The following is a 24,505-nucleotide window of genomic DNA, read 5'->3' as shown; positions in this document are numbered from 1 at the left end:
AATCATTAAACACTTTCTTTTTCACCCCAGGTGGCCAACTCTTGTTCTGTCCACAACTCGGGAAAAAATATACGCCTTTGGTATTTGGGGAGCATGTATTTTTTCCAATCGCTACCTCCGGTTGCTTCGCCACTTCCTTGACCACTTTCAATATATTTTTGAGCTGCTTTGAAATGACCCATAACCCACGTGATATTTACCGTATAATCGTAATGACGCATTGCTTGAACCAAATCGGGGTTTTCTTGATCTTGAAGTGGTAGTTGTTTGAATTTTCGCCACAAATTTATTGTATTATACGTTTCCATAAAGGCTAAAAATTCCTTTTTGTACTTGCGTTCAAACTCTAAAATTAGATAGGATTTTGAACCGGTTTCATAATCTTTCCCAGCAGCTTGCCAATACAAATGTTCAAAAGCGTGTTCATAAGGTGTATTGCGATCTATGGTTGCTCTAAAGCGGTAATCAATTAAGTTTATCAAATCGGTTGAAGCAAACTCAATCAATCGGTATTGAGCACTTTGAAAACCGCTTGCGGGGGTAAGGGTATTTCTAAATTTCATGTATTGTTCAACTTCCATTCCGTCTTTCATGATCGTAAAAGAAGTGGTTAACATATCAAAATAGCGACTAATTCGCATGAGTTTTTCTGTAAAAAATGGGGCTGTTGGGTTTTCGGTATGACATACTTGCTCGATTTCCCATAAAATCATTTTAAACAGTAATTCATTTACCTGATGATACATGATAAAAACCATTTCGTCGGGTAGTGTGGTGCGTTGAATTTGCAAACTAAGCAGTGCGTCTATTTGAATGTAATCCCAATAAGTAATGGGTTTAGACCAAAGAAGTCCTTCCAGATGAGTGGCTGTTTTTTGATTAATTGCGTTGAATTTTTCTTCTATTTTATCCAGAATTTCTTCGTTTGTTGTATTCATTAGGGTTTTGCTTTAATGGTAAAGGAATGTTTCAATCCTTTGAAATTTTCTAAATCGGCCTTTAATGAACCTACTGCTAAACTTGCTTTGATTCGAAGAGGCAACTTGTTATCGTCATCAGAAATCCAAACCGTTAAGCTTTCTTGTTCTTTGAAAACTCTTCCGGCTTGAACATACGGTCTGAAAATCATAGTTGGGATCACGCCAAACTTGGTTTTTAAATCTTCTCTTCCAATAAATTTGAGTTTAAATTTAGTGGTTTCATCATCAAAAAACATGTCAATATCTATTGATTCTCCTATATTCAATTTATCTATTTGAGGATGATTTCTCAAATAATAAAACGTAGAGAGTATATCCTGAGTATGTTCGGGTATCGAAAATGTTTTTTCGGTTTTTCGTTTGTAATCTTTCACCAAAACGGTTTGATTGTTTTGGTTAAAAAAACCTTCCTGATTTTTGGTATAACCTCCTTCATTTATCTTTCGAACAAACTGATACGGTTTTCCGGTTTGTTTGTCAAAATAACTTTGATAATCGTCTTCAACTTTGAAAAAAAACTTCGTCATACCCGTAGTATAGCCTTTTCCCATTGCATGAAAAACTTTTTTGTTATTCCGTACGGCTTCTTTGACCTCCAATTCGGCTATCCCGGCATTAATTAATCCGTAATGTATTCGAAATTGAAACCATTCGCCCACATCAAAAGCCTCTTCTTTTAGGGGCTGTACTCCCTGAGTAGTAAAGGCTGTGGTGCTAAAAAACAACAGTAAAAACAGTAATTTTTTCATGGAATATCGTCTTTTTGGTAAAAGGCGTTACAATTTCTGTTCCAAATGTACTAAAACTTAAAAAGACCTCAAAAAAAGGAGGGATTTTAATAACTATTTTTGAAAGATTAGGGACGTTAAGATTGATAGGGATGTGAGTAAGGTTAAATTGCCCTTGGAAAAAACAGCTTTATTGTGTAATACTAAAATTTTGACAAATCTAATAAACACTTTGCCGTATAGACTCATTAACCAATTATTAAAAAACACAAAGCCCAACTGTTTCCAATTGGGCTGTATGCTTTTAACTAACCAAAAAACTATAAATTATGAAAATTTACATTACTTTAAAGAAGGTAACCACTCCTTCTTTTTTGCGAGTGCAAAGATAATCAGCAAATTGAAAATTTAACATCAATTTTTTGACTTTAACATTTTTTTGATAAAAAACAAAGAGTCATAGCACTAAAAATTTCATTATTCGTAATTTAAGTAAGTTTTTAACCGATTCTTGTCAAGAAATTGGATTAAAATCTATTGAAATAAAAAAAGCTGTTGATTGACCTAAAATCAATCAACAGCTTATAACAATTTGAGATAAAAATCTATAAGGTTCCTCTTAATGCTTGCTCACGTTCGATACTTTCAAACAAAGCTTTAAAATTTCCGGCACCAAAACCTCGGGCACCCATGCGTTGAATGATTTCAAAGAATAAAGTAGGTCGGTCTTCTACCGGTTTGGTGAAAATTTGCAACAAATAACCTTCTTCGTCGGCATCAATCATGATTCCCAATTTCTGAAGTTCGTTGATATCTTCCTTGAATTTAGACATGTGGTCTTTTAAACGTTCCGGAATGGCATCGTAGTACGCTTGTGGTGGTGTACTCAAGAACTCAACCCCTCTTTTTCGCATTTCGGCTACGGTAGAAATGATATCATCGGTAGCTACAGCAATGTGCTGCACACCCGGACCTTCATAAAAATCTAAATATTCTTCAATTTGCGATTTTTTCTTTCCTTCTGCCGGTTCGTTGATGGGGAATTTAATTCTTCCATTACCGTTACTCATCACTTTACTCATCAAAGCGGAATATTCGGTGGTAATCTGTTTGTCGTCAAACGATAAGAAATTCACAAATCCCATGACATCTTCATACCATTTTACCCACGTATTCATTTCATTCCAACCCACATTTCCTACCATGTGATCTACATATTTCAACCCTACAGAAGCGGGATTGTAATCGGAATTCCATTCCTTATATCCTGGCAGGAAAGTGCCTTTATAATTTTTACGTTCAACGAATAGATGAACGGTTTCGCCATACGTATAAATTCCGGCACGAACTACTTCGCCATGTTCATCCGATTCAACTGTAGGTTCCATGAAAACTCGGGCTCCTCTTTTAGTGGTTTCTTCAAACGATTTACGAGCATCCTCTACCCACAACGCCACGATTTTGACGCCATCGCCATGCTTTTTCACGTGTTCACCAATAGGTGAATCGCTTTTTAAAGCCGTGGTTAATACCAAACGGATTTTATCTTGCTTCAATACATACGAAGCTCGGTCTTTAACACCGGTTTCCAATCCGGCATAGGCCAAGGATTGAAATCCAAAAGCGGTTTTGTAAAAATGAGCTGCTTGTTTGGCATTCCCAACATAAAACTCTACATAATCGGTTCCCATTAAAGGAAGAAAATCTTGAGCTCCTTCAAATATTTTTTCTAGTCCGTATTCGACTGATTTTATTTCTTTATTCATAATTTGATAATTTGATAATTAGCGAATAAGCGAATTGCTTTTTGATGTACTAATTATTTTGTTTAACATTTTTAAAATTCCGTTTAATTTTTCTATTAATCCCTCAGGATTAGGATAGTTTTCGATATTTTCACATAAAAAAAGCCAGTATTCTGTTTCATCAGCTTCTTTTAGAGCAATTTTTAATTTATGTATAAAATCGGCTTTGCTTTCAGCGTTTTGAGCTTCTTTGATATTGGCCCCAATTGATGTTCCTGAGCGAAGTAATTGTTTGGCTAAAATATATTTTCTTTTTTCTTCTAATAATTCCGAATAGTTAATAATATTAACCGCAAATTCAAAAGATTCTTTTAGAATTGGATTATTTTGGTATTTTAAACTATTTGTGAACTTCATGTATAATAAATAAAAGTAATAAGTAAATGAGTTCATTACCTCTTGAATTAGCTAAAACCAATTCGCTAATTCGCTAATTTTCAAATTCGCTAATTTATAACCACGACTGAAAATACGTCTCATCCGCCACTTTCATAGCTTCATCGGTTACCATCAACGGCTTAAAAGTATCCACCATTACGGCTAATTCTTTGGTTTCGGTTTTTCCGATACTTCTTTCGTAAGCTCCTGGATGTGGCCCATGTGGAATACCGGCCGGATGCAATGAAATATTTCCGGGTTTTACATCGTTTCTACTCATAAAATCACCATCAACATAATACAACACCTCATCACTGTCAATATTACTGTGATTGTAAGGTGCCGGAATAGAAAGCGGATGGTAATCGTACAATCTGGGCACAAACGAACATACCACAAACGCATCGGTTTCAAAAGTTTGATGTACCGGTGGCGGTTGGTGAATTCTTCCGGTTATGGGTTCAAAATCGTGAATGGAAAAGGCATACGGATAATTGTATCCATCATAACCCACCACATCAAAAGGATGAGAAGCATAGACCATTTCTATGATTTCATCTCTTTTTTTCACTTTAATTACAAAATCCCCCACTTCGTCATGTGTTTCCAACTCGGTTGGACGACGCAAATCACGTTCACAAAAAGGCGAATGTTCTAACAATTGCCCAAACCAATTGCGGTAGCGTTTTGGGGTGTAAATGGGTCGTCTGGATTCTACAATAAATAGGCGATTATCTTCTGTATCAAAATCGATTTTATAAATAATTCCACGTGGAATCAATAAATAATCACCGTATTTGAAATCGATATTACCTAAAAACGTGCGAAGTTTTCCGCTCCCTTTATGAATGAAAATCATTTCATCGGAATCGGTGTTTTTGTAAAAATAATCTTGGGTTCTGTTTTGAGGAGCGGCCAACGTAATGTGACAATCTGAATTGGTCAAAACGATTTTACGGCTTTCCAAATAATCTTTTTCTGGAGTTACATCAAAACCATGCAATTTGTAGGATTGCATGTTATTGGCTTTAACCACATTGGGAGCTACAGAATATTGCTTGCGAATTTCTTTAACTTGTGTCGGACGATGGATGTGATACATGTTAGAATACATTCCGTCAAAACCAACTGTTCCAAACAATTGTTCGTAGTAAAGCTCCCCGTTGGGCTTTCTAAATTGTGTATGTCGTTTGGGAGGAATACTCCCTAATTGATGATAAAATGGCATTTTTCTAAATTAAAATTAAACAATTTCTAGGTGTCACACTGACAAATTTTACTTAGACCCACAGTATCACTCTGGATTGCGTTTCATTAAATAATGCAAATAGGGTAACAAACCCTCCCAAAATGGAGTATTCATGATTGTAAAAAATTACTTTTTGATGTTCATACCCACAATTATCCCAATTCCAAAAGCTAGTAAAAATCCAAGAATCAGCATCATTTTTTAAGGTTTTAATAATTTCTACACAAATATCGGAAAAAAAATAATGTGTTTTGTAATTAGAACCAAAAACCAACTGCAAACCAAGTATGGTGATCTTTTGTTTCGGGTGACCAACTGTGCTTAATTTCTACTGGCCCTAAAACCGTCTCCAATCCATAACCAAGTCCATAGCCCGAGTAAGCCGGTTTTTTATACCATTGATTGGTATCAAAAATATTTTGACCAATATTGGCAAAATTGGCAAAGAAATTCAGATGGTTTTTTTTATAAAACTCATAGTCCAACTGAAACAAAGCCTTTACATAGCTATTTCCTGCCAAACTAACAAAATCGTATCCGTAAAAGGGTTTGAAGTTTGAAACAGGATAAAAACCATAGCCTCCCAAAACAAAATTTAAAAACGGTACCGTTTCTTCTCCCACAGCAAAACCGCCCTCGGTTTGTAATTTTAAAGTTGTTTTCCGAAATACTTTCTGAGCTAGAGCAGCATCGGCTTTAAAAATGGTAAAGTTGTTGAATTGTTGGGTATAATCTGAAGAATAAAGATAGGCTTGAACATCGCCATTAAAATACCACCCTTTTTTGGGGAAATATTTATTATCAAACGAGTCGTATTTGAGACTACTAAACAAACTAAAATAGTTACTATCTTCAAATATTGGTTTCACATTTTGAAGGGTTTCCGATTTAATTTGGATGTGTTTAAACTCGGCCCCCAAACCCAAAACAAACTTTTGCAAAAAGAAAGACTGCATGTAAAATTGATTGTTGAACTCAAAATAATTGATATTAATAGAATTCACATTCGCTTCGGTTAATAAAGAACCATCACTAAAATCGGATTTTACATTTCGATTGAATTGATTAATGTGCGATTTGACTCCAAAACTCCAATAAAAGCCATTGTCTATATAATAATCCAAATAGTATCGGAAGTTATCTCCTAATATCAAATCTGCACTCAGCACATCGTTTTTGAGCACCAATTTTTTTTGGGTTAAATTGACCAATACCCCACTCTTGTATAATCCGTCATAATGCAATCCAAACTTTAGAAAGGTTTTATTCGGATTCTCTGTTAATGTCAATTCCAATTTGTTGGCATCCGGTTCCAAATCCGGTTGTAAGGTATAATTTATGGCACTGAAATTTTGGGTAGCGTTGAGCTTTTCTATCCCTCTTCTCAAATTGGCATACGTAATTTTTGCCCCTCCTTTAAATTGCAGTTTCCCTAAAATATAAGATCGCGTATAATTATCTAATTTGGAAACTTGAACCGAAGCAATTTTTAAACTATCAGTTTCCAACTTCGTAGTCTTGAGTGTTTCTTTTTGATAACCAATACCTAATTTCAATATCTTTTCCCATTGTTCTAAGGCAGTTTGTTCCCCTATTTGTATAATTTCTTTTCCTTTATCAAAAGAAATCACATTGTAATTATCTGTATTCGGTTTGATATAAATGGTAGTCAAATTCTTTTTATCCTGCATTCTTTGTATCATTTGCAAATTGGATATTTGTACCAAAATACGAGTCGCATCTTTAAGAGCCTCTCTGGGCTTTAAGTCATCTTGTACATCAACCCCAATAATAATATCGGCACCCATTTTGATTACTTCTTCAATAGGATAATTGTTAACCACGCCTCCGTCTATCAAATATTTCCCATTAATAATGAGTGGCGAATACAACGATGGAAAGGCTCCACTGGCCAAAACGGCTTGAGGTAAAAACCCTTCTCTTAGAACGACTTCCTCTCCGGTTTCGATATTGGTAGCGATACAAACAAAGGGTATCGGAAGTTTATTAAAATCTCGCTGATGTCTCACGTTATGTGCTAAACGCGTGATCATGTTGTAATTGTAAAGTCCTTTTGAAAAAGCGGTAGGAATTCCCAATTTAAATTTGTTAAACGGAAGTGTGAGTGCATAACGTTCGTCGTTAAAACGTTCATGAAAATTCTTGGACGACCTAGGAATGACGTCTTGAATTACCGCATCATAATCTGTGTTGTTAAAAATACTGTCTAATTGAGTAGCGGTATAACCCGAGGCATACAATCCGCCAATAATAGCCCCCATACTTGTTCCCCCGATATAATCTACTTTAACTCCCGCTTGCTCCAAAACCTTTAAGACCCCAATATGAGCCAAACCCTTGGCACCTCCACCGCTTAAAACCACACCTATCTTGGGCCTTTTTGAAATTGTGTCTTGTGCAATTCCTTGGGAAGTTGCTCCGCAAAGCACAAAAAGTGCGAGACAAAAAGAATAAATTGAAGAAAAAGCAGTACTTGATAAAATATTTAAGTCAAACCTTACGGCATAGGGTCTTATTTTTCGATTGAGCAACAGAAAAGAAACTATTAAAATCAAAAAAAATAGGCCTAGCAAAAGTTTCACTTTGAATTATTTAGGAATTGTTTTGTAAAAATCGGAAATTTTTTTGGCTTTTGAAGCACCAACTACATCAGAAATTTCACTTTCACTGGCTTGGGCTAATCTTTTAACACTTTTGAAATGTTTTAGTAACATTATCATCGTTTTTTCTCCAATTCCCGGTATCGTTTCAAGTGAGGTTTGTAAAGCCGATTTACTACGTTTGTCTCGATGATGCGTAATTCCAAAACGGTGGGCTTCATTTCGCAATTGCTGAATGATTTTGAGTGTTTCTGATTTTTTATCTAAATACAGGGGCACGGAATCCCCGGGATAAAACAATTCTTCCAATCGTTTGGCAATTCCAATAATCGCTATTTTTCCGCGTAATCCTAAATCGTCTAAACTTTTTAAAGCAGATGACAATTGCCCTTTTCCACCATCAATAATAATGAGCTGGGGCAAAGGTTGGTTTTCGTCTAATAAGCGTTTGTATCTTCTATATACTACTTCTTCCATAGAAGCAAAATCATTGGGTCCTTCTACGGTTTTAATATTAAAATGGCGGTAATCTTTTTTGCTGGGCTTACCATCTTTAAACACCACACAAGCCGCAACCGGATTGGTTCCTTGGATATTCGAATTGTCAAAACATTCAATATGACGCGGCTCTACCGATAGGCGTAAATCTTTTTGCATTTGGGCCATAATCCGATGGGTATGCCGTTCGGGGTCTACAATCTGAATTTGTTTCAATTGCTCCAATCGGTGGTATTTGGCATTGCGTTGCGAAAGTTCTAAAATCTGCTTTTTATCGCCCAACTGCGGAACCGTGACTTTTATTTTATCACCAAAATCCAATTCAAACGGCAAGATCAGTTCTTTAGACGTCAAATGAAATCGCTCGCGAAGTTCTACTACAGCCAACTCTAATAATTCCTCATCTGTTTCATCTAATTTCTTTTTCATTTCCAAGGTATGCGAACGAATAATCGCTCCGTGTGCAATTTGAAGGAAATTGACATACGCCATCGATTCATCCGACACAATTGAAAACACATCTATATTGGAAATCTTAGGGTTTAAAATGGTGGATTTGGCCTGATAATTTTCTAAAACCTCTATTTTTTCTTTGATTTTTTGTGCTTCTTCAAACTCCATGTTTTGAGCATGAGCCAACATTTTTTGCTTAAAAGACTTAATACTGTCTTTGAAATTCCCTTTTAATATTTCCCGAATGGCATCTACCTGACTTTGGTAATGTTCTAAACTTTCCAATCCTTCACAAGGTCCTTTGCAATTGCCAATGTGGTATTCCAAACACACTTTGTATTTATAATTTTTGATATTTTGTTCACTTAAATCGTAATTACACGTTCGAAGCGGATACAATTCTTTAATCATATCCAACAACGTATTTACAGTTTTAAAATTGGTATACGGCCCGTAATATTCTGAACCGTCTTTAATCATTTTCCGCGTGGGAAAAATGCGGGAAAAAGGTTCTTTTTTGATGCAAATCCACGGATAGGTTTTGTCGTCTTTTAAATTGATGTTGTACCTTGGTTGTAGTTTTTTAATCAAATTGTTTTCCAACAACAAGGCATCTTGCTCAGTAGCTACGACGATATGACGAATTTCGACAATTTTCTTAACCAATATAGCCGTTTTATAATTGTCGTGCGATTTGGTAAAATAGGATGAAACTCTTTTCTTGAGGTTTTTGGCTTTTCCAACATACAAGATTTTCCCTTCCTTGTCAAAATATTGATACACTCCCGGGCTATCGGGAAGGGTTTGAAGTTGGAGTTCTAAAGAAGGTATAGCCATACTCTTTTGAAATTCTAAAGCTCAAGCTTGTATTAATGCATTGGCTAAACAAATTTAGCTTAAAAAAACCAGCTCTCCAATTTTGGTTTCTGCTAACTTTTTTACCTTTACATTATGAATAAAACGGAAATACGAAAAAAATACAAAGCTCTCAGAAAAGAACTTTCATCGGAAACAATTGAAATTCAAAGTTTAAAACTGGCCAATTTGTTAATAGGCATGCCCATTTGGGATAAAACCTATTTTCATTTGTTTTTACCTATCGAAGAGCAAAAAGAGATAAATACCGAATTTATTCTACATGTTTTGGCAGGTAGAGATAAAGACGTAGTTCTATCGAAAACCCACTTTGATTCCGGAACTTTGAGTCATTTTCTCCTAACAGATCAAACTAGGATTCAAAAAAATGCTTGGAATATCCCCGAGCCAGTAGACGGAATTGAAGTCCCCGTTTCAAAAATTGATGTCGTGTTTGTTCCGTTATTAGCCTTTGATTTACAAGGTCACAGAGTGGGATATGGCAAAGGATTTTACGATCGCTTTTTGGCTCAATGCAAACCGGAAACCGTTACAATTGGGTTGTCCCTTTTTGAGGCAATACCGAAAATTGAGGACACCAATCCAACAGATATCAAATTGGATTATTGTCTTACTCCAAATCAGATTTATGATTTTTCTTAGAGTAGTTCAACTCCCGTTTGCTATTCTTTTGAAGTAGTGCCAAAGGCCTTTTTGTTGAAAACTATCAGGATTCCAACTCCTGTAGAAATAGCAACATCGGCAACATTAAAAATGGCATTAAAGAATGTAAATGATTTGCCTCCCATAATGGGTAACCATTCCGGCAAATTGCCTTTCCAAATTGGAAAATAAAACATGTCTACAACTTTGCCATGAAACCAAGTGCCATAAGGTTGTTCAGAAAAAAGAGTTGCCGGGGCAAAATAACTGTCATTGAAAATGACTCCATAAAAAACACTGTCAATAATATTCCCCACGGCTCCGGCCAAAATTAAGGAAATAGCAACAATTAGAAAATTTGAACTTTTCTTAGCGATACTATCCCAAAGCCAATAGGCAATTCCAAAAACGGCTACTATTCGAAACAATGTCAAAAGGAGTTTCCCATAATCGCCTGGGATTTTGGTTCCCCAAGCCATTCCTTCATTTTCAACAAAATGAATGCGAAACCAATCAAAAACAAAAACTTCTTCATCTAATTTAAAGTGTGTTTTGATGTAAAGCTTTGAAAGTTGATCTACCAACAATATTAAAAAAACAAGTAAACCGGCCTTTTTTATGGACATTTTTATGAAATTATCGTGCAAAAATAAGAATTAAATCAAACAAAAGAAGTGTTTTGGCCTAATGTTAAGAAACATTCTTTGGGGTGGGAATTGCACCCTTAAGGTAAACCTTTAAAATTAAAAAAAGCCCCACCCATAGAGCGAGGCTTTTTCAACTATTTAAATACAAATTAACGCTGCATGTTTTTGGCTTCTATGCTCATAGTGGCATGAGGAACCAGTTTTAAACGCTCTTTAGAAATTAACTTTCCGGTTACTTTACACACACCATACGTTTTGTTTTCTACTCTGAAAAGAGCATTTTTTAAATCGCGGATAAATTTTTCTTGGCGAATAGCTAATTGAGAGTTGGCCTCTTTACTCATGGTTTCAGAACCTTCTTCAAAAGCTTTGAATGTGGGCGAAGTATCGTCTGTTCCGTTATTCAAATCATTCATATAGGCACTTTTTATGAGTTCCAAATCGTTTTGGGCTTTCTCAATTTTTTTTAGGATAATTTCTTTGAACTCTGCCAAATCGGCTTCTGAGTATCGTACTACTTCATCTGTCATATTATTCTATTTTGAAATTATTATTCTGGTTTTAATATCGTCAAACTCAATTTCCGTACCATTTTCTAAATTGGTTTCAAAAAACAAGGTATCGGTTAGTGTTTCCGACTTAATATACGTTTCATTGGCTAAAATGGCTTCTTCTAAGCTACCATTTTTAAGCAACTGAACCTTGATTTTATCGGTCACTTCAAAACCGCTGTCTTTTCTCAAATTCTGAATACGGTTTACCAACTCTCTGGCAATTCCTTCTTTTCGCAATTCCTCAGAAATGGTGATATCTAATGCTACCGTAATTCCATTCGCATTCGCTACCAACCAACCCGGAATATCCTGTGAAGAAATTTCCACATCATCTTGTGTTAAAGTTATTGAATTTCCTGAAATAACAAGCGTGTAGCTGCCGTTGCGATCTAACTCATTGATTTGTTCCTGGCTAAAGTTTTGTATCTCTTTGGCAATCAACCCCATATCTTTACCAAAACGCGGACCTAAGGCCTTGAAATTGGGCTTAATTTGCTTCACTAACACCCCCGATGCATCGTCTAACAACACCACTTCTTTTACGTTAACTTCGGCTTTTATCAGGTCGGAAACCGCTTCAATTTCAGCACGCTGATGCTCGTCAAGTATAGGAATCATAACCTTTTGCAACGGTTGACGTACCTTGATCATCTCCTTCTTGCGAAGCGATAAAACCAACGAAGAAACCGTCTGTGCTTTCATCATTTTACTCTCCAACGATTTATCAACATATTTTTCAACATATTTCGGAAAATCGGCCAAATGTACGCTGTCAAAATTTTCTGAATGTGTGGCTTGTGTTAAATCTCGGTAAAGTCTGTCCATGTAGAACGGTGCAATTGGAGCCGACAATTTAGCCACTGTGATTAAACACGTGTACAACGTTTGATACGCTGCAATTTTATCGGTACCGTATTCGCCTTTCCAAAATCTTCTTCGGCACAAACGAACGTACCAGTTACTCAAATTCTCCTGTACAAAATCAGAAATCGCTCTCGCTGCTCTGGTAGGTTCATAATCGGCATAACTTTCGTCTACCAATTGCACTAACGTTTGCAATTCCGATAATATCCATCGGTCAATTTCCGGTCTTTCCGTAAGAGGAACTTCTGCCTCTTGATAGGTAAATCCGTCAATGTTTGCATACAACGAAAAGAACGAATAGGTATTATACAACGTACCGAAAAACTTACGTCTAACTTCGGCAACACCTTCAATATCAAATTTTAAATTATCCCACGGATTCGCATTGGCAATCATGTACCAACGGGTAGCGTCGGGACCAAAATCACTTAACGTTTTGAATGGGTCTATCGCATTACCCAAACGCTTCGACATTTTCTGCCCGTTTTTATCCAAAACCAAACCGTTAGAAACGACATTTTTATACGCAATTGTATCAAAAACCAACGTTCCGATGGCATGTAACGTATAAAACCAACCACGCGTTTGATCAACACCTTCGGCAATAAAATCAGCCGGAAATGCTTCGTTATTGTCAATTAAATGCTTGTTCTCAAACGGATAATGCCATTGAGCATACGGCATGGCTCCACTGTCAAACCAAACATCAATCAAATCGGTTTCGCGTTTCATCGGTTTTCCGGAGGGAGAAACCAATACAATTTCATCTACTACATTTTTGTGTAAATCCACCAAGTCATAGTTCTCCTCACTCATGTTGCCAATTTCAAATCCTTTAAACGGATTATCTTTTTGGAAACCGGCTGCAATGGATTGTTCAATGGCCAGGTACAATTCTTCTACCGAACCCATGATAACTTCTTCCGATTTATCTTCTGTACGCCAAATGGGTAACGGAATACCCCAGTATCGGGAACGGGATAAGTTCCAATCGTTCGCATTTTTTAACCAATTGCCAAAACGACCTTCTCCGGTAGCTTTGGGTTTCCAATTGATGGTATCATTCAAATCAAACATACGGTCTTTAATTTCCGTTACTTTAATGAACCACGAATCCAGCGGATAATACAAAATTGGTTTATCGGTTCGCCAACAATGCGGATAACTGTGTACGTATTTCTCAACTTTGAAGGCTTTATTTTCTTCTTTCAACAAGATGGCAAGTTCCACATCCGCAGAGCGTTCGGGAGCTTCACCTTCGTTGTAATATTCATTTTTCACATATTTCCCGGAAAAATCACCCAATCCTTGAATAAATTTTCCTTGTAAATCCACTAACGGAACCGGATTTCCGGCGGCATCCAACACCAACATTGGCGGTACTTCAGGTGTAGCTTCTTTGGCTACTTTCGCATCATCTGCACCAAAAGTGGGAGCCGTATGAACGATTCCGGTACCATCTTCAGTGGTCACAAAATCACCTGAAATCACACGAAACGCGTTTTCAGGATTTTGATACGGTAAAATCCAAGGCAATAATTGTTCGTAGCGAATGCCTACTAAATCAGCTCCTTTACATTCGGCTAAAATTTGATAAGGTATCTTTTTATCTTCTGCTTTATAGTTTGAAAAGTCCTCTTCGCTTGCGGCTAACACATACTTTCCGCCAAATTGTTTACCCACTAAATTCTTTGCCAACAGGACATTAATTGGCTCAAACGTATATTGATTGTAGGTTTTTACCAACACATAATCAATCTTTGGTCCAACCGTCAAGGCCGTATTACTCGGCAATGTCCAAGGTGTAGTCGTCCAAGCTAAAATATGAATGTCGCCAAATCCTTGTAAAAAACTTGGTAGCGTTTCCGGTTTGGTTTTGAATTGAGCCACCACAGTGGTATCGGTCACATCTCTGTAACTACCCGGTTGGTTTACTTCATGCGAAGACAAACCCGTTCCTGCTTTGGGCGAATACGGTTGAATGGTGTAGCCTTTGTACAACAAATCTTTGTCGTAAATCTGTTTCAACAACCACCAAACCGACTCCATGTATTTCGATTTATAGGTCACATACGGGTCGTTCATATCTACCCAATAGCCCATTTTTTCGGTGAGGTCGTTCCACACGTCGGTGTAACGCATCACGGTGCGTTTACACGCTTCGTTGTATTCGGCTACGGTGATTTTAGTACCGATGTCTTCTTTGGTAATGCCTAATTCTTTTTCGGTACCCAATTCAACGGGTAAACCGTGGGTATCCCATCCCGCTTTTCGTTTTACTTGAAAGCCTTTTTGGGTTTTATAGCGGCAAAAAATATCTTTAATCGCACGAGCCATCACGTGGTGAATACCCGGCAAACCATTGGCCGAAGGCGGACCTTCAAAAAACACATACGGTGGTTGCCCTTCACGGCTGGTGACACTTTGTTCAAAAATCTGGTTTTCCTTCCAATACTTCAGCACTTCCGAGGCCACTGTGGGCAGGTCAAGTCCTTTGTATTCAGCGAATTTCATACTCATGTTTTCTCGTTCTAAAAAATCAATTTGCGAAAGTAATGATTTTTGGGATAATTTGGTAAAATAATGTGGTAATGTGCCAATTCGACAATGAGGCAATGAGGTAATGGGGCAATGGGGCAATGAGGCAATGTGCCAATTCGACAATTTGTCAATTTGTCAATGTGTCAATGAGGTAAAGGTCAATTTTACAAGTCCTAATTGTATTCAGTGTTTTCTGTGTTTTCTGTGAGAGAAAAAAATCAAAGCTATCAAAATCCTTGAAAATCCATTTCATCCTCTTAATCTGTGTTCTATTGAAATAAAGCTTTGAATCCTCACCCCCTCCCGATAGCTATCGGGACTCTCCAAAGGAGAGGGGAGACGAGACGTTGAAATGACTGCTAACATTCAAGTTTAAATGGTATTACTATTTTTTGCGGCTTTGCTCCCGAACTCCGGAATTGTGGAAAAAAACAAAAAGAAGAAAAAACTACAAATTAAGCCACATTAAATCCGCTTCTATCCATTATAGCGAAGCTATCCATCCGCAACAATCTGCGTTTTGCTCTGCAAATCCGTTCCATCCGCGTTCTCAAATCTTAGCGACTCTGCGTCTTTGCAAGAAAATCAAAAAGCGAAGCTTCCGTGAGCTCTCAGTGCCTCCCTCGTGCCCTTAGTGGTAAAATAAAAACTAAAAATTTGCACTATTAATCCGCTTCTATCCATTATAGCGAAGCTATCCATCCGCAACAATCCGCGTTTTGCTCTGCAAATCCGTTCCATCTGCGTTCTCAAATCTTGGCGACTCTGCGTCTTGGCGAGAAAATCGAAAAGCGTAGTGTCTCTTTTCTCACAGTGCCTCCTTCGTGCCCTTCGTGGTAAAAAACCTCAGCACTTAAGAAAACACCTCCCCCAACACCTCCAAGGACTTCGGGCGTTTAAACCCATCCAAATGAAACGCATAATAATCCATCAACACCTTCAACAGGAGTTGCCGTTCTGCCGACACAAAACATTTCGTATCGCCGGTTAGTTTCAAGGAAAGTAATTTTTTAAATAATTTGGTTTCGTGTTCCGAGAGGCAACTCACGCCGTGGTAGTGTGTAAACACCCCTTCGGTCAGTTCAAAAAAAGGAGCTTCTTGTTGGGAAATATCGGGATAAAACCCTAAAAAGCGGGTCATTCCCAGTAGTAAAATCAAGTGAAAATTGGCCACTTCATGGTGGCTGTCCAACCAGAGCAACGCCGTTTCGAGGTAATCAAAAAAGGCCTCGTTTTTTTCTTCTTCCTGAATGCTATGGTGGAGGACTTCCGAGAGAAACAACACGATAGAACTTTTCACCACGTTGGTAGGCAAGCTCACATACGGTTGAGCGATACGCACTTCCTTAAAATACTCCAACTTACCTTGGTTTTTGTGGGTAGCCTCAATATCCAGTAAAGTAAGCGGTTGAAAATACCCCCTCTTCTGCTGACTCTTGCGGGCTGAAAACGCGTTGGGCACAAAGTAACTCTTCACCCCATCGGTGCGGGTAAAGCACTTTACAATCAGGGATTTCTCCTGGTACTTTAACGCCGTAATCACGAGGGCTTTGGTTTTGACTTGCATGAGGTAAAGGTAAACTTTCTAAAAAGTTGATGCAATATTTACAGGAAATTAAGCAAAATATATCTTACTTCAGTTTTTATTCATCCGTTGGATTTTGCATTTTTACCCTACACTATCCCTTTATCATCCCTTTATCATCCCTCTATCATCCTAGTATCTTCCCAGTATCCTCTTGGTATCTATTTGGGATATATTGTAAATTAACCCAACGCTTTTTCCGAAATATCCTGTTATTCTTGTAAGAGTATCCTTTTTTATTATGGTATGAATATCTTAAAGTTACGAAAATATTATCCCTTAACTATTTGAAAACATCCCCATTGCGATTCGTAAACTTTACTTGTTTTTAAGTTAAAACGATTCTAACATCAAGAGTTGATTTTTGTAATTGAATATCTAAACCCAATACTATGTACAAAAACTACAACTTTAAACTCTTGGTAATCGGACTCTGTTTGTTCCTATTTTCCACTTTGCAGAGTCAAACGTTGATTCATTACTGGAATTTTAACGACAATGCATCTGTAGCAGCGATTACTACACCTTCGCAAACGTTTGTAACCGGAGCGGCGATAACGCACCTAACCGGTGGGATTAGCTCCATTGATTTTGCCGGTGGGACCGGACAAAACTTTAGTGTTCTAAATCTAAATGCTCGCAACGGTGATGCTGCCGGAACACACCTCCGTTTTAATGACCCCATTGGAGGGCAATTGCAATTTGATTTGCCTACCACAGGTTTTGAAAACATCATCATTCGATTTGCCACCCGTCGTTCGGGTTCCGGGGCGGGAACACAAGTGTGGAGTTATACGGTGGACGGAACCAACTACCTTCCGTACACAACCGTTCAACCGAACAATGGAGATCCGGGGTTGATTACGTTTGACTTTTCTTCAATTTCCACCGCAAACAACAATCCGAATTTTAAACTTCGTGTGGCTTTTGAAGCCGGCTCTGGCGGTACGGTTGGGAACAATCGTTTTGATAATTTTACCTTAGAAGGCGATGTTATTCCGGTTCCGGTATTAATTCATTACTGGAATTTTAACGACAACGCTTCTGTAGCAGCGATTACTACACCTACGCAAACGTTTGTAACCGGAGCGGCGATAACGCACCTAACCGGTGGGATTAGCTCCATTGATTTTGCCGGTGGGACCGGACAAAACTTTAGTGTTCTAAATCTAAATGCTCGCAACGGTGATGCTGCCGGAACACACCTCCGTTTTAATGACCCCATTGGAGGGCAATTGCAATTTGATTTGCCTACCACAGGTTTTGAAAACATCATCATTCGATTTGCCACCCGTCGTTCGGGTTCCGGGGCGGGAACACAAGTGTGGAGTTATACGGTGGACGGAACCAACTACCTTCCGTACACAACCGTTCAACCGAACAATGGAGATCCGGGGTTGATTACGTTTGACTTTTCTTCAATTTCCACCGCAAACAACAATCCGAATTTTAAACTTCGTGTGGCTTTTGAAGCCGGCTCTGGCGGTACGGTTGGGAACAATCGTTTTGATAATTTTACCGTGGATGGAAATGCTATTGGCGGTGGTGATTCTATTGCTCCGGTGGTAACCCTTTTTCCAATGAACAATACCTCAAATGTTGCGGTTAACGTAAATCCAACAATTTCATTTAATGAAAATGTGCGTTTGGTAAACAATGATCCGTTGACCAATGCAACGGCAGCAGCTGTTGTTGAATTGCGTTTGAATGATGCTTCGGGAACTTTAGTACCGTTTACCACTACCTTTGAAAACAACACCATCACGCTTATTCCATCGGCTGATTTAGCAAATAATCAAACCTATTATATGGCTTTATTGCCCAATACGGTTGAAGATTTTAATGACAACGCCGTGACAACTTTAGTTTCCGGTACGTTTACCACTATTGCTTTGCAAACGCAATTTCAAGCCGGTGATTTAGTATTTGTAGCCTATCGGATGAATGCAACAGCAACCGAAGATGAAGTAGCTTTACTTTCTTTGATAGATATTGAACCGGGAACGTTTATCAACTTAACCGATTCTAAGTATACCACCAATGCCCAACCCCAATGTGCCAACGGTATTGTATGGACGTTAGGCAGTACCGAATGTGTTCCGGCGGGAACTGTTATTCGTATTCAAACCTCTGCTTTGGTCGCCAATGTTGGAACGGTAACCGGATCCGGATTTGGATTGAGTTCCGGAGGGGATCAAGTTATTGTTTATACCGGAACAACGGCTGCACCAAACTATATTACGGCTTTGAGTTCAAACGGATGGGTAGCTTCGAATACTACCTGTGGCGGAAGTTTATCGATGATTCCGGCGGGCTTAACCGATGGCGTTACGGCTTTAAACACCAGTACTGCTCCGGGTAACGACAATGGAAATGCCGTAAATGCCTTTTACAACGGTACGCAAACCGGAACTCCTGCTGAATTGAGAACTGCTATTTTGAATCCGGCCAACTGGATTGCTGTCAATGGCGGAACCGCTCCTCAAGTATGGCCCACTTGGAATTTCCCCAGTACGATTCGTGTGCAAAATGCCATAGTCATCAACAATACCACCATTGAAATTACATTCAGTCAAGCTGTTAATGTAGCTTCGGCTGAATTGCTTTCTAATTATACCGGAGTAGCCAATTTAACTTCGGCTACAGCCGTAAATAATGTAGTAACGTTAACTTTCGGAACACCCTTTGCTTCCGCTACCAACTATGCGTTAACGATAGACCAGGTTCAAAATGTAAACAACGTTCCCATGGCTTGTCCGTTTACTTTTCCTTTTAGTTTTAATACGACTGTGTCATTTGCTACCTCTTTTTTGAAAGTAAATGAAGGAGCTGGCGTTTTGAATTTCATTATCAACTTAGACAGTCCGGCTGTTTCTTCGGTAGATTTAGTGGTAAAAGGGGCACCCTTTAGCACTGCTGATGCGAATGACTTTACCTTAACGACACAAACCTTAAACTTTAACGGAAGCAGTTCGTTAACCCAAACCATTGCGATTCCCATTATTGATGATGCCGTAGAAGAACAACAAGCCGAATATTTCGTGTTGAGTTTGGAAAATCCGGTGGGATTAACCATTTCCGGCGAAACTTTGGCTACGATTTATATAATCGACAACGATCAGGTAATTCCAACACCTTCACAACAAATTGAGTTGAATTACATTGGAAGTTTTGATCCCTCCGGAAACAGTACGAGTACGTGTGAAATCGTGGCTCACGACCCTATCAGTCAGCGATTATTTGCCACGAGTGCGATTGCTAATTTCTTAGATATAATCGACTTTAGTAATCCTGCCGCTCCTTCTTTGATTAGTTCCGTAAATATGAATCCGTATGGCGGTATTACCAGTGTAGCGGTGAAAAACGGAATTGTTGCCGTAGCTTCGCCTAATGCCAATGAAGTTTTGGATGGTTCTGTAGTCTTTTTTGACACCAACGGAACCTTTTTAAAACAAGTAACTGTGGGTGCCTTGCCGGATATGCTAACGTTTACACCGGACGGTACCAAAGTCTTAACGGCAAACGAAGGACAACCCAACAGTAATTACAGTATTGATCCCGAAGGTTCGGTAAGTATCATTGATATTTCGGGTGGAATTGCCAATTTGACGCAAAGTAATGTAACTACTTTATTATTTACCCCATTCAATGCTCAAGAAGCGGCTTTGATGGCATCGGGGGTTCGTAAATTGAAATTAACCAGTACGTTATCGCAAGATTTTGAACCGGAATACATTACGGTAAGTCCAGACAGCCAAAAAGCGTGGGTAGCTTTACAAGAAAACAATGCGATTGCCGAAATCAATTTAACCAACAACACCTACACGGGCGTTTGGGCTTTAGGCACCAAAGACCTGAGTTTGCCCGGAAACGGATTTGATGCTTCGGACAACAACAACGAAGTATTGATTGCCAACTGGCCCGTAAAAGCGTTTTACATTCCGGATGCGATAGCCAGCTATACCGTAAACGGCACAACCTATTTGATTACGGCCAATGAAGGCGACGAAAAAGAATACAGCGGTTTTGAAGAACGCGTTGCCGTGGGAGCTAATGCCTACGGATTGGATGCTGCCATTTTCCCGAATGCCGCTATGTTGAAACAATCGCACAACTTGGGACGTTTTAGAGCTACCAACTTAAACGGAAACCTAGATGCCGACCCGGAATTTGAAGAAATCAACTGTGTGGGAGCTCGTTCGTTTTCGATTTTTAATACGGCAACGCAACAAATAGTGTATGATAGTGGCGATGATTTTGAACGCTACACGGCTGCGAATTACCCAACCTTGTTTAATGCCGACCACGGCAGCAATACACCCAAAGTGAGAAGCCGTGCCAAAGGTCCGGAGCCGGAAGGTGTAACTGTGGCTACCATTGCCGATCAAACCTTTGCTTTTGTAGCTTTGGAACGCATTGGTGGGGTAATGGTGTATAACATTACCGACCCGAATAACCCCACGTTTGTAGATTACAAAAACACCCGAAGCACTTCGGCTTATGCCGGTGACCTTGGTGCAGAAGGGATCATTTATATTGAGCCTACCGATAGCCCAACGGGCGTTGGTTATATTTTGGTATCCAATGAAATTAGTGGTACGATAACTATTTTTGAAGTAGATGCTACCACCCTTTCAACGCCTGATTTTGGGAACAACGCCCCCAAAACGTTTGTGGTTTTCCCGAATCCATCGGAAAGCGGTTTGGTTTATTTTAACCGTACAGCCGATATTCAAGTGTATGACAACACCGGAAAATTAATTTTCCAAGCTCAAAATGCTCAAACGTTGGATACTTCGGCTTTGAGTAGTGGTTTATATTTTGTAAAAACCTCTGAAGGAGCTGTATCTAAACTGATTGTTAAATAATCTCTGCTTTTTTTCATCTTCTGAATGCCAAAGCCCTCCGTTCTGGAGGGCTTTTTTTGTTTTGGGTACTTGTTGTTTTGATGGGGGAGGAATTGCATCATTAAACGTCAATTATTCCAAAATGGAATAGCGGATTCTAATTCGGAATATTGTATTATGGAATAATTCTTATTTCAAACCACTCATGAACGAAAAAAAAATCAACCAAATCATTTCCTATCAATTAGTTAAAGCTAGAGAAGAATTGGGCTTTACACAAATGAAGGTACAGGAAGATAATATCATAAGCCAAAGCAATCTTTCCAAGATTGAAAATGGAGTAAAAAAAATTAGTGCAGCAAAATTGTTTTTGTTGGCTGATTATTATAAAAAACCAATTGAATACTTTTTTAAAAAATGAAAATGAAAATATCATTAGAAGAGTTTGATACCAAAAAATTTAAAAAAGATTTTGCATATGAGGAAGACAATAGAAAAGCTATTGTAACTCATTATTTGCATAATTATCATAATGGCATTAAAGATCATTTCAAGGATGAAGCGGTAATTTATTTAAAACAAATTGTTGAATATAAAAATCATGAAGAAAAATTAAATCTTCTTTCTGACGTTGCAGAACAACTTTTTTTGTTTGAAGTCGAAAATGCCCCTTTTCCAACACCAAAAGATTATAATTTTAAATTTATAGATTTGTTTGCCGGAATAGGTGGATTTAGATTAGCGTTACAAAATCTTGGTGGTAGATGTGTTTTCACAAGCGAATGGAATGAAAATGCAAAAAAAACATATAATGCCAATTTTGGAGAAACACCTTTTGGTGATATAACAAAAGAATACACAAAAAATTATATCCCAAAAGATTTTGATGTTTTATGTGCTGGCTTTCCATGCCAAGCTTTCTCTATTGCTGGCTACAGAAAGGGATTTCATGACACAAGAGGTACTTTGTTCTTTGATATTGAAAAAATCATAGAAAAACATCGTCCTAAAGTTGTCTTTTTGGAAAATGTGAAAAATCTTGTTTCTCATGATAACGGTAATACTTTTAAGATAATCATTGAAATATTAGAAGAAAAACTTGGTTATAAAGTTTATTCTAAAATCTTAAACTCATCTACACATGCAAATGTTCCGCAAAATAGAGAACGAATTTTTATTGTAGCATTTGATCCAAAACAAGTTAAAAATTACTCTAAATTCAGATTTCCTGAACCAATACCTTTAACTAAAACAATTCATGATTTCCTAGAAAAAGGAAAACAAAATGATAGTTTATATTACAAAAAAGAACACCCTTATTATCCTGAATTAAAAAAAACCATCACTTCAAAAAACACAATCTATCAATGGAGAAGAGTTTATGTTAGAGAAAATAAAAATAATATGTGTCCAACATTAACTGCCAATATGGGTGCAGGCGGTCATAATGTTCCTTTAATTTTAGATGATTTTGGCATACGTAAATTAACTCCAAAAGAATGTTTCGCTTTTCAAGGATATCCAGTTGATAAATTTGTTTTACCTAATATTTCGAATAGTGGATTATATATGCAGGCAGGTAACTCTGTAACTACAACTTTAATTGAAAGAATATTTATTGAAATATTAAAAGTAATGTGATATGAGTGTTTGGGAAAAATATTCAAAGGAGCAGAGAGACGAATATATTAAGTTCTTACAAGTTTATGGTGCACTATCCAATTTGTTTCGACAAAAGCAAGGTGACTTAATTCCATATCTTGATTCAAAGTTTCAAGAAACTGTTTTTGCTAAAATCTTTAATAGCCAGAATGTTGATGTTGGTAATACACCGCATGATGTTTTATGTGTTTTTGATGACATAAGAATTGGAGTTGGTTTAAAAACCTGGATGGGTAGTAAACCTTCATTTCAAAAAGTTATGCAACTTAAACGATATCAAAATGAAATCAATCATTTTAGAAATGATTTACATTCATTAGCTTATAAAATTTCAGAAATTAAGAATGAAAGAATGATAAGCGATTACAAACGCTTAGGCTTGTCTGAACATGGCAATATTTATCATTATGTTACTAGAGATAAAGGTCTTTTTACTATAAATGAGTGTTCATATCCATTGATTGACTTAAATAACATTACAGATATTAGTGAGACATCATCTGCTTTATCTTGGTCAGACGGAAATAAAGATTATAGATATACATTTGGAGACTCACAAATACTTCAAAAGTTTGATTCCAATAAATATAACTCTATTGTTTTAAATAAATTTGATGTAAAAATCATTGATGATCCTTTTGCTTTTTTATTAAAAGCATATTTTGAATTTATAGATAAATCAAAAACTACTGAACTTGATATAATAGAAGTTTATTTGCCATTATACTCATATCAATCAAAAGAAGTTGAAGAAAAGTCAGGATTAAACGCGTGGAATGCTGCTCCTAAAAATAAGGGTAGTAATACACCTAGACCACTAAATGAGGTTTATATTCCTATTCCAAGAGAATTCCATAAGAATCATCCTAACTTTTTTACTGAAAATATTTTTGATTTTGAAAAGTTCAGAGAACAATATGACGGAAGCGAAGACAAACCAGAAATCAGATTTTATTTAATACTTCCTAATGGGAAAAAAATACCTTCATTAGTAACGCAAAGTAATATGAAAGGTCTTCAATCGGGTAGTAATACTGAATATGACGAAAACGGTAAGAAATATGGACAATCTGCATTAGGCCAATGGTTATTAGTCGATGTCTTAGGTTTAAAAGAAAGAGAGCCTGTAACTCGAGAATGGTTAATTAAGAAAGGTACTGATTCTGTTCGTTTATGGAGAAAAAAAGGAGATTATTCAACTATAAATATTGACTTTGCGCCTGTAGGATCGTTTGAAGCTTTTATGAATAATGAACCAATTCCGATTGACGATGAATTAATATAAGAAATTAAAAATTTATAACCCTACACTACCTCACCACCTTCACGCTTTCCACACCCTTTTCCATCACAACCTCAACCACATACACCCCATTAGCCACTCCACTAAAATCAAGTTGGTTTCCGTTTTGAGGCAATTGCATGCGTTGGCCGTTTGTGGAAAATACGGAAAGTTGGAGTACGGTATCGGGCGTTTCAACGGTGAGAAAGTGCGTAACGGGATTGGGATAGAGGCGAATTGTCCTTTTTTGAGGTTGGTTTACCGAAAGTGTAATGGGCGAAATGCGGGCCATA

Annotated in this window: 17 protein-coding genes; 5 read left to right on the top strand and 12 right to left on the bottom strand. The window is 37.6% G+C overall.

All coding sequences use genetic code 11. From position 1 onward, the window contains the following. Positions 1-5 precede the first annotated feature (5 nt). The 7 genes from V7M80_RS03310 to uvrC all read right to left on the bottom strand — a co-directional run bounded on the left by V7M80_RS03310 (position 6) and on the right by uvrC (position 9,549). Positions 6-938 carry a tryptophan 2,3-dioxygenase family protein gene (locus V7M80_RS03310; protein ID WP_333694027.1) on the bottom strand — a complete coding sequence of 311 codons (933 nt, stop codon included), beginning with the start codon at positions 936-938 and terminating at the stop codon, positions 6-8. After that, a complete protein-coding gene (locus tag V7M80_RS03305) occupies positions 938-1,729 on the bottom strand; it encodes a DUF3108 domain-containing protein (protein ID WP_333694026.1) in 792 nt (263 codons plus the stop codon). The genes V7M80_RS03310 and V7M80_RS03305 overlap by 1 nt, the downstream gene beginning before the upstream one ends. Positions 1,730-2,313: 584 nt before the next feature. After that, entirely contained in the window at positions 2,314-3,474 is a 1,161-nt protein-coding gene (gene hppD / locus V7M80_RS03300; RefSeq protein WP_333694024.1) for a 4-hydroxyphenylpyruvate dioxygenase, read from the bottom strand. Positions 3,475-3,492: 18 nt separating this feature from the next. Further along, positions 3,493-3,870, bottom strand: coding sequence for a four helix bundle protein (locus V7M80_RS03295; protein ID WP_333694023.1), 378 nt, complete (start codon positions 3,868-3,870; stop codon positions 3,493-3,495). A gap of 94 nt (positions 3,871-3,964) precedes the next feature. Beyond that, positions 3,965-5,119 carry a homogentisate 1,2-dioxygenase gene (locus V7M80_RS03290; protein WP_333694021.1) on the bottom strand — a complete coding sequence of 385 codons (1,155 nt, stop codon included), beginning with the start codon at positions 5,117-5,119 and terminating at the stop codon, positions 3,965-3,967. A gap of 278 nt (positions 5,120-5,397) precedes the next feature. Next, positions 5,398-7,743 (bottom strand): patatin-like phospholipase family protein, encoded by a 2,346-nt coding sequence (locus V7M80_RS03285; protein ID WP_333694019.1) that lies wholly within the window; start codon positions 7,741-7,743, stop codon positions 5,398-5,400. Between the two features lie 6 nt (positions 7,744-7,749). After that, entirely contained in the window at positions 7,750-9,549 is a 1,800-nt protein-coding gene (gene uvrC / locus V7M80_RS03280) for an excinuclease ABC subunit UvrC (protein WP_333694017.1), read from the bottom strand. A 114-nt stretch (positions 9,550-9,663) separates the two neighbouring features. On the opposite strand from uvrC, the gene V7M80_RS03275 reads away from it, so the two are divergent. Continuing rightward, a complete protein-coding gene (locus V7M80_RS03275; RefSeq protein ID WP_333694016.1) occupies positions 9,664-10,230 on the top strand; it encodes a 5-formyltetrahydrofolate cyclo-ligase in 567 nt (188 codons plus the stop codon). Positions 10,231-10,250: 20 nt separating this feature from the next. On the opposite strand, the gene V7M80_RS03270 is transcribed toward V7M80_RS03275, so the two are convergent. From V7M80_RS03270 to recO, 4 genes are all read right to left on the bottom strand, one after another. Next, positions 10,251-10,856, bottom strand: a complete 606-nt coding sequence (locus V7M80_RS03270; RefSeq protein WP_333694014.1) for a lipoprotein signal peptidase — start codon at positions 10,854-10,856, stop codon at positions 10,251-10,253. Between the two features lie 170 nt (positions 10,857-11,026). Then, positions 11,027-11,407, bottom strand: a complete 381-nt coding sequence (locus tag V7M80_RS03265; protein WP_333694013.1) for a TraR/DksA family transcriptional regulator — start codon at positions 11,405-11,407, stop codon at positions 11,027-11,029. A 6-nt stretch (positions 11,408-11,413) separates the two neighbouring features. Continuing rightward, positions 11,414-14,815 carry an isoleucine--tRNA ligase gene (ileS, locus tag V7M80_RS03260; protein WP_333694338.1) on the bottom strand — a complete coding sequence of 1,134 codons (3,402 nt, stop codon included), beginning with the start codon at positions 14,813-14,815 and terminating at the stop codon, positions 11,414-11,416. 874 nt (positions 14,816-15,689) lie between these two features. Continuing rightward, a complete protein-coding gene (gene recO, locus V7M80_RS03255) occupies positions 15,690-16,403 on the bottom strand; it encodes a DNA repair protein RecO (protein WP_333694012.1) in 714 nt (237 codons plus the stop codon). Positions 16,404-16,813: 410 nt separating this feature from the next. On the opposite strand from recO, the gene V7M80_RS03250 reads away from it, so the two are divergent. The 4 genes from V7M80_RS03250 (at position 16,814) to V7M80_RS03235 (ending at position 24,215) form a co-directional block, all read left to right on the top strand. Beyond that, complete coding sequence (locus V7M80_RS03250) at positions 16,814-21,289, top strand: choice-of-anchor I family protein (RefSeq protein ID WP_333694011.1); 4,476 nt, start codon at positions 16,814-16,816, stop codon at positions 21,287-21,289. A 184-nt stretch (positions 21,290-21,473) separates the two neighbouring features. Beyond that, complete coding sequence (locus V7M80_RS03245) at positions 21,474-21,689, top strand: helix-turn-helix domain-containing protein (RefSeq protein ID WP_333694010.1); 216 nt, start codon at positions 21,474-21,476, stop codon at positions 21,687-21,689. Positions 21,690-21,691: 2 nt separating this feature from the next. After that, positions 21,692-22,909 carry a DNA (cytosine-5-)-methyltransferase gene (gene dcm / locus V7M80_RS03240; protein WP_333694009.1) on the top strand — a complete coding sequence of 406 codons (1,218 nt, stop codon included), beginning with the start codon at positions 21,692-21,694 and terminating at the stop codon, positions 22,907-22,909. A gap of 1 nt (position 22,910) precedes the next feature. Further along, positions 22,911-24,215: an NgoFVII family restriction endonuclease gene (locus V7M80_RS03235; protein WP_333694008.1), complete on the top strand. Its 1,305-nt coding sequence runs from the start codon at positions 22,911-22,913 to the stop codon at positions 24,213-24,215. A gap of 25 nt (positions 24,216-24,240) precedes the next feature. Here the strand turns inward: V7M80_RS03235 and V7M80_RS03230 are convergent. After that, positions 24,241-24,505, bottom strand: a 265-nt coding sequence (locus V7M80_RS03230) for a T9SS type A sorting domain-containing protein (protein ID WP_333694007.1), incomplete at its 5' end; no start/stop codon positions are given.

The organism is Flavobacterium sp., assembly GCF_036759525.1.
In the GTDB taxonomy this organism is placed as follows: Bacteria; Bacteroidota; Bacteroidia; order Flavobacteriales; family Flavobacteriaceae; genus Flavobacterium.
The sequence above is the reverse complement of the archived record's forward strand: the minus strand, read 5'-3'. Positions and strand labels throughout refer to the sequence as shown.

Bases quoted from the DNA above. Each gene is read 5' to 3' on its own strand.
- V7M80_RS03310 (WP_333694027.1), bottom strand. From the start codon at position 938: ATGAATACAACAAACGAAGAAATTCTGGATAAAATAGAAGAAAAATTC.
- V7M80_RS03305 (WP_333694026.1), bottom strand. From the start codon at position 1,729: ATGAAAAAATTACTGTTTTTACTGTTGTTTTTTAGCACCACAGCCTTT.
- hppD (WP_333694024.1), bottom strand. From the start codon at position 3,474: ATGAATAAAGAAATAAAATCAGTCGAATACGGACTAGAAAAAATATTT.
- V7M80_RS03295 (WP_333694023.1), bottom strand. From the start codon at position 3,870: ATGAAGTTCACAAATAGTTTAAAATACCAAAATAATCCAATTCTAAAA.
- V7M80_RS03290 (WP_333694021.1), bottom strand. From the start codon at position 5,119: ATGCCATTTTATCATCAATTAGGGAGTATTCCTCCCAAACGACATACA.
- uvrC (WP_333694017.1), bottom strand. From the start codon at position 9,549: ATGGCTATACCTTCTTTAGAACTCCAACTTCAAACCCTTCCCGATAGC.
- V7M80_RS03275 (WP_333694016.1), top strand. From the start codon at position 9,664: ATGAATAAAACGGAAATACGAAAAAAATACAAAGCTCTCAGAAAAGAA.
- V7M80_RS03270 (WP_333694014.1), bottom strand. From the start codon at position 10,856: ATGTCCATAAAAAAGGCCGGTTTACTTGTTTTTTTAATATTGTTGGTA.
- V7M80_RS03265 (WP_333694013.1), bottom strand. From the start codon at position 11,407: ATGACAGATGAAGTAGTACGATACTCAGAAGCCGATTTGGCAGAGTTC.
- ileS (WP_333694338.1), bottom strand. From the start codon at position 14,815: ATGAGTATGAAATTCGCTGAATACAAAGGACTTGACCTGCCCACAGTG.
- recO (WP_333694012.1), bottom strand. From the start codon at position 16,403: ATGCAAGTCAAAACCAAAGCCCTCGTGATTACGGCGTTAAAGTACCAG.
- V7M80_RS03250 (WP_333694011.1), top strand. From the start codon at position 16,814: ATGTACAAAAACTACAACTTTAAACTCTTGGTAATCGGACTCTGTTTG.
- V7M80_RS03245 (WP_333694010.1), top strand. From the start codon at position 21,474: ATGAACGAAAAAAAAATCAACCAAATCATTTCCTATCAATTAGTTAAA.
- dcm (WP_333694009.1), top strand. From the start codon at position 21,692: ATGAAAATATCATTAGAAGAGTTTGATACCAAAAAATTTAAAAAAGAT.
- V7M80_RS03235 (WP_333694008.1), top strand. From the start codon at position 22,911: ATGAGTGTTTGGGAAAAATATTCAAAGGAGCAGAGAGACGAATATATT.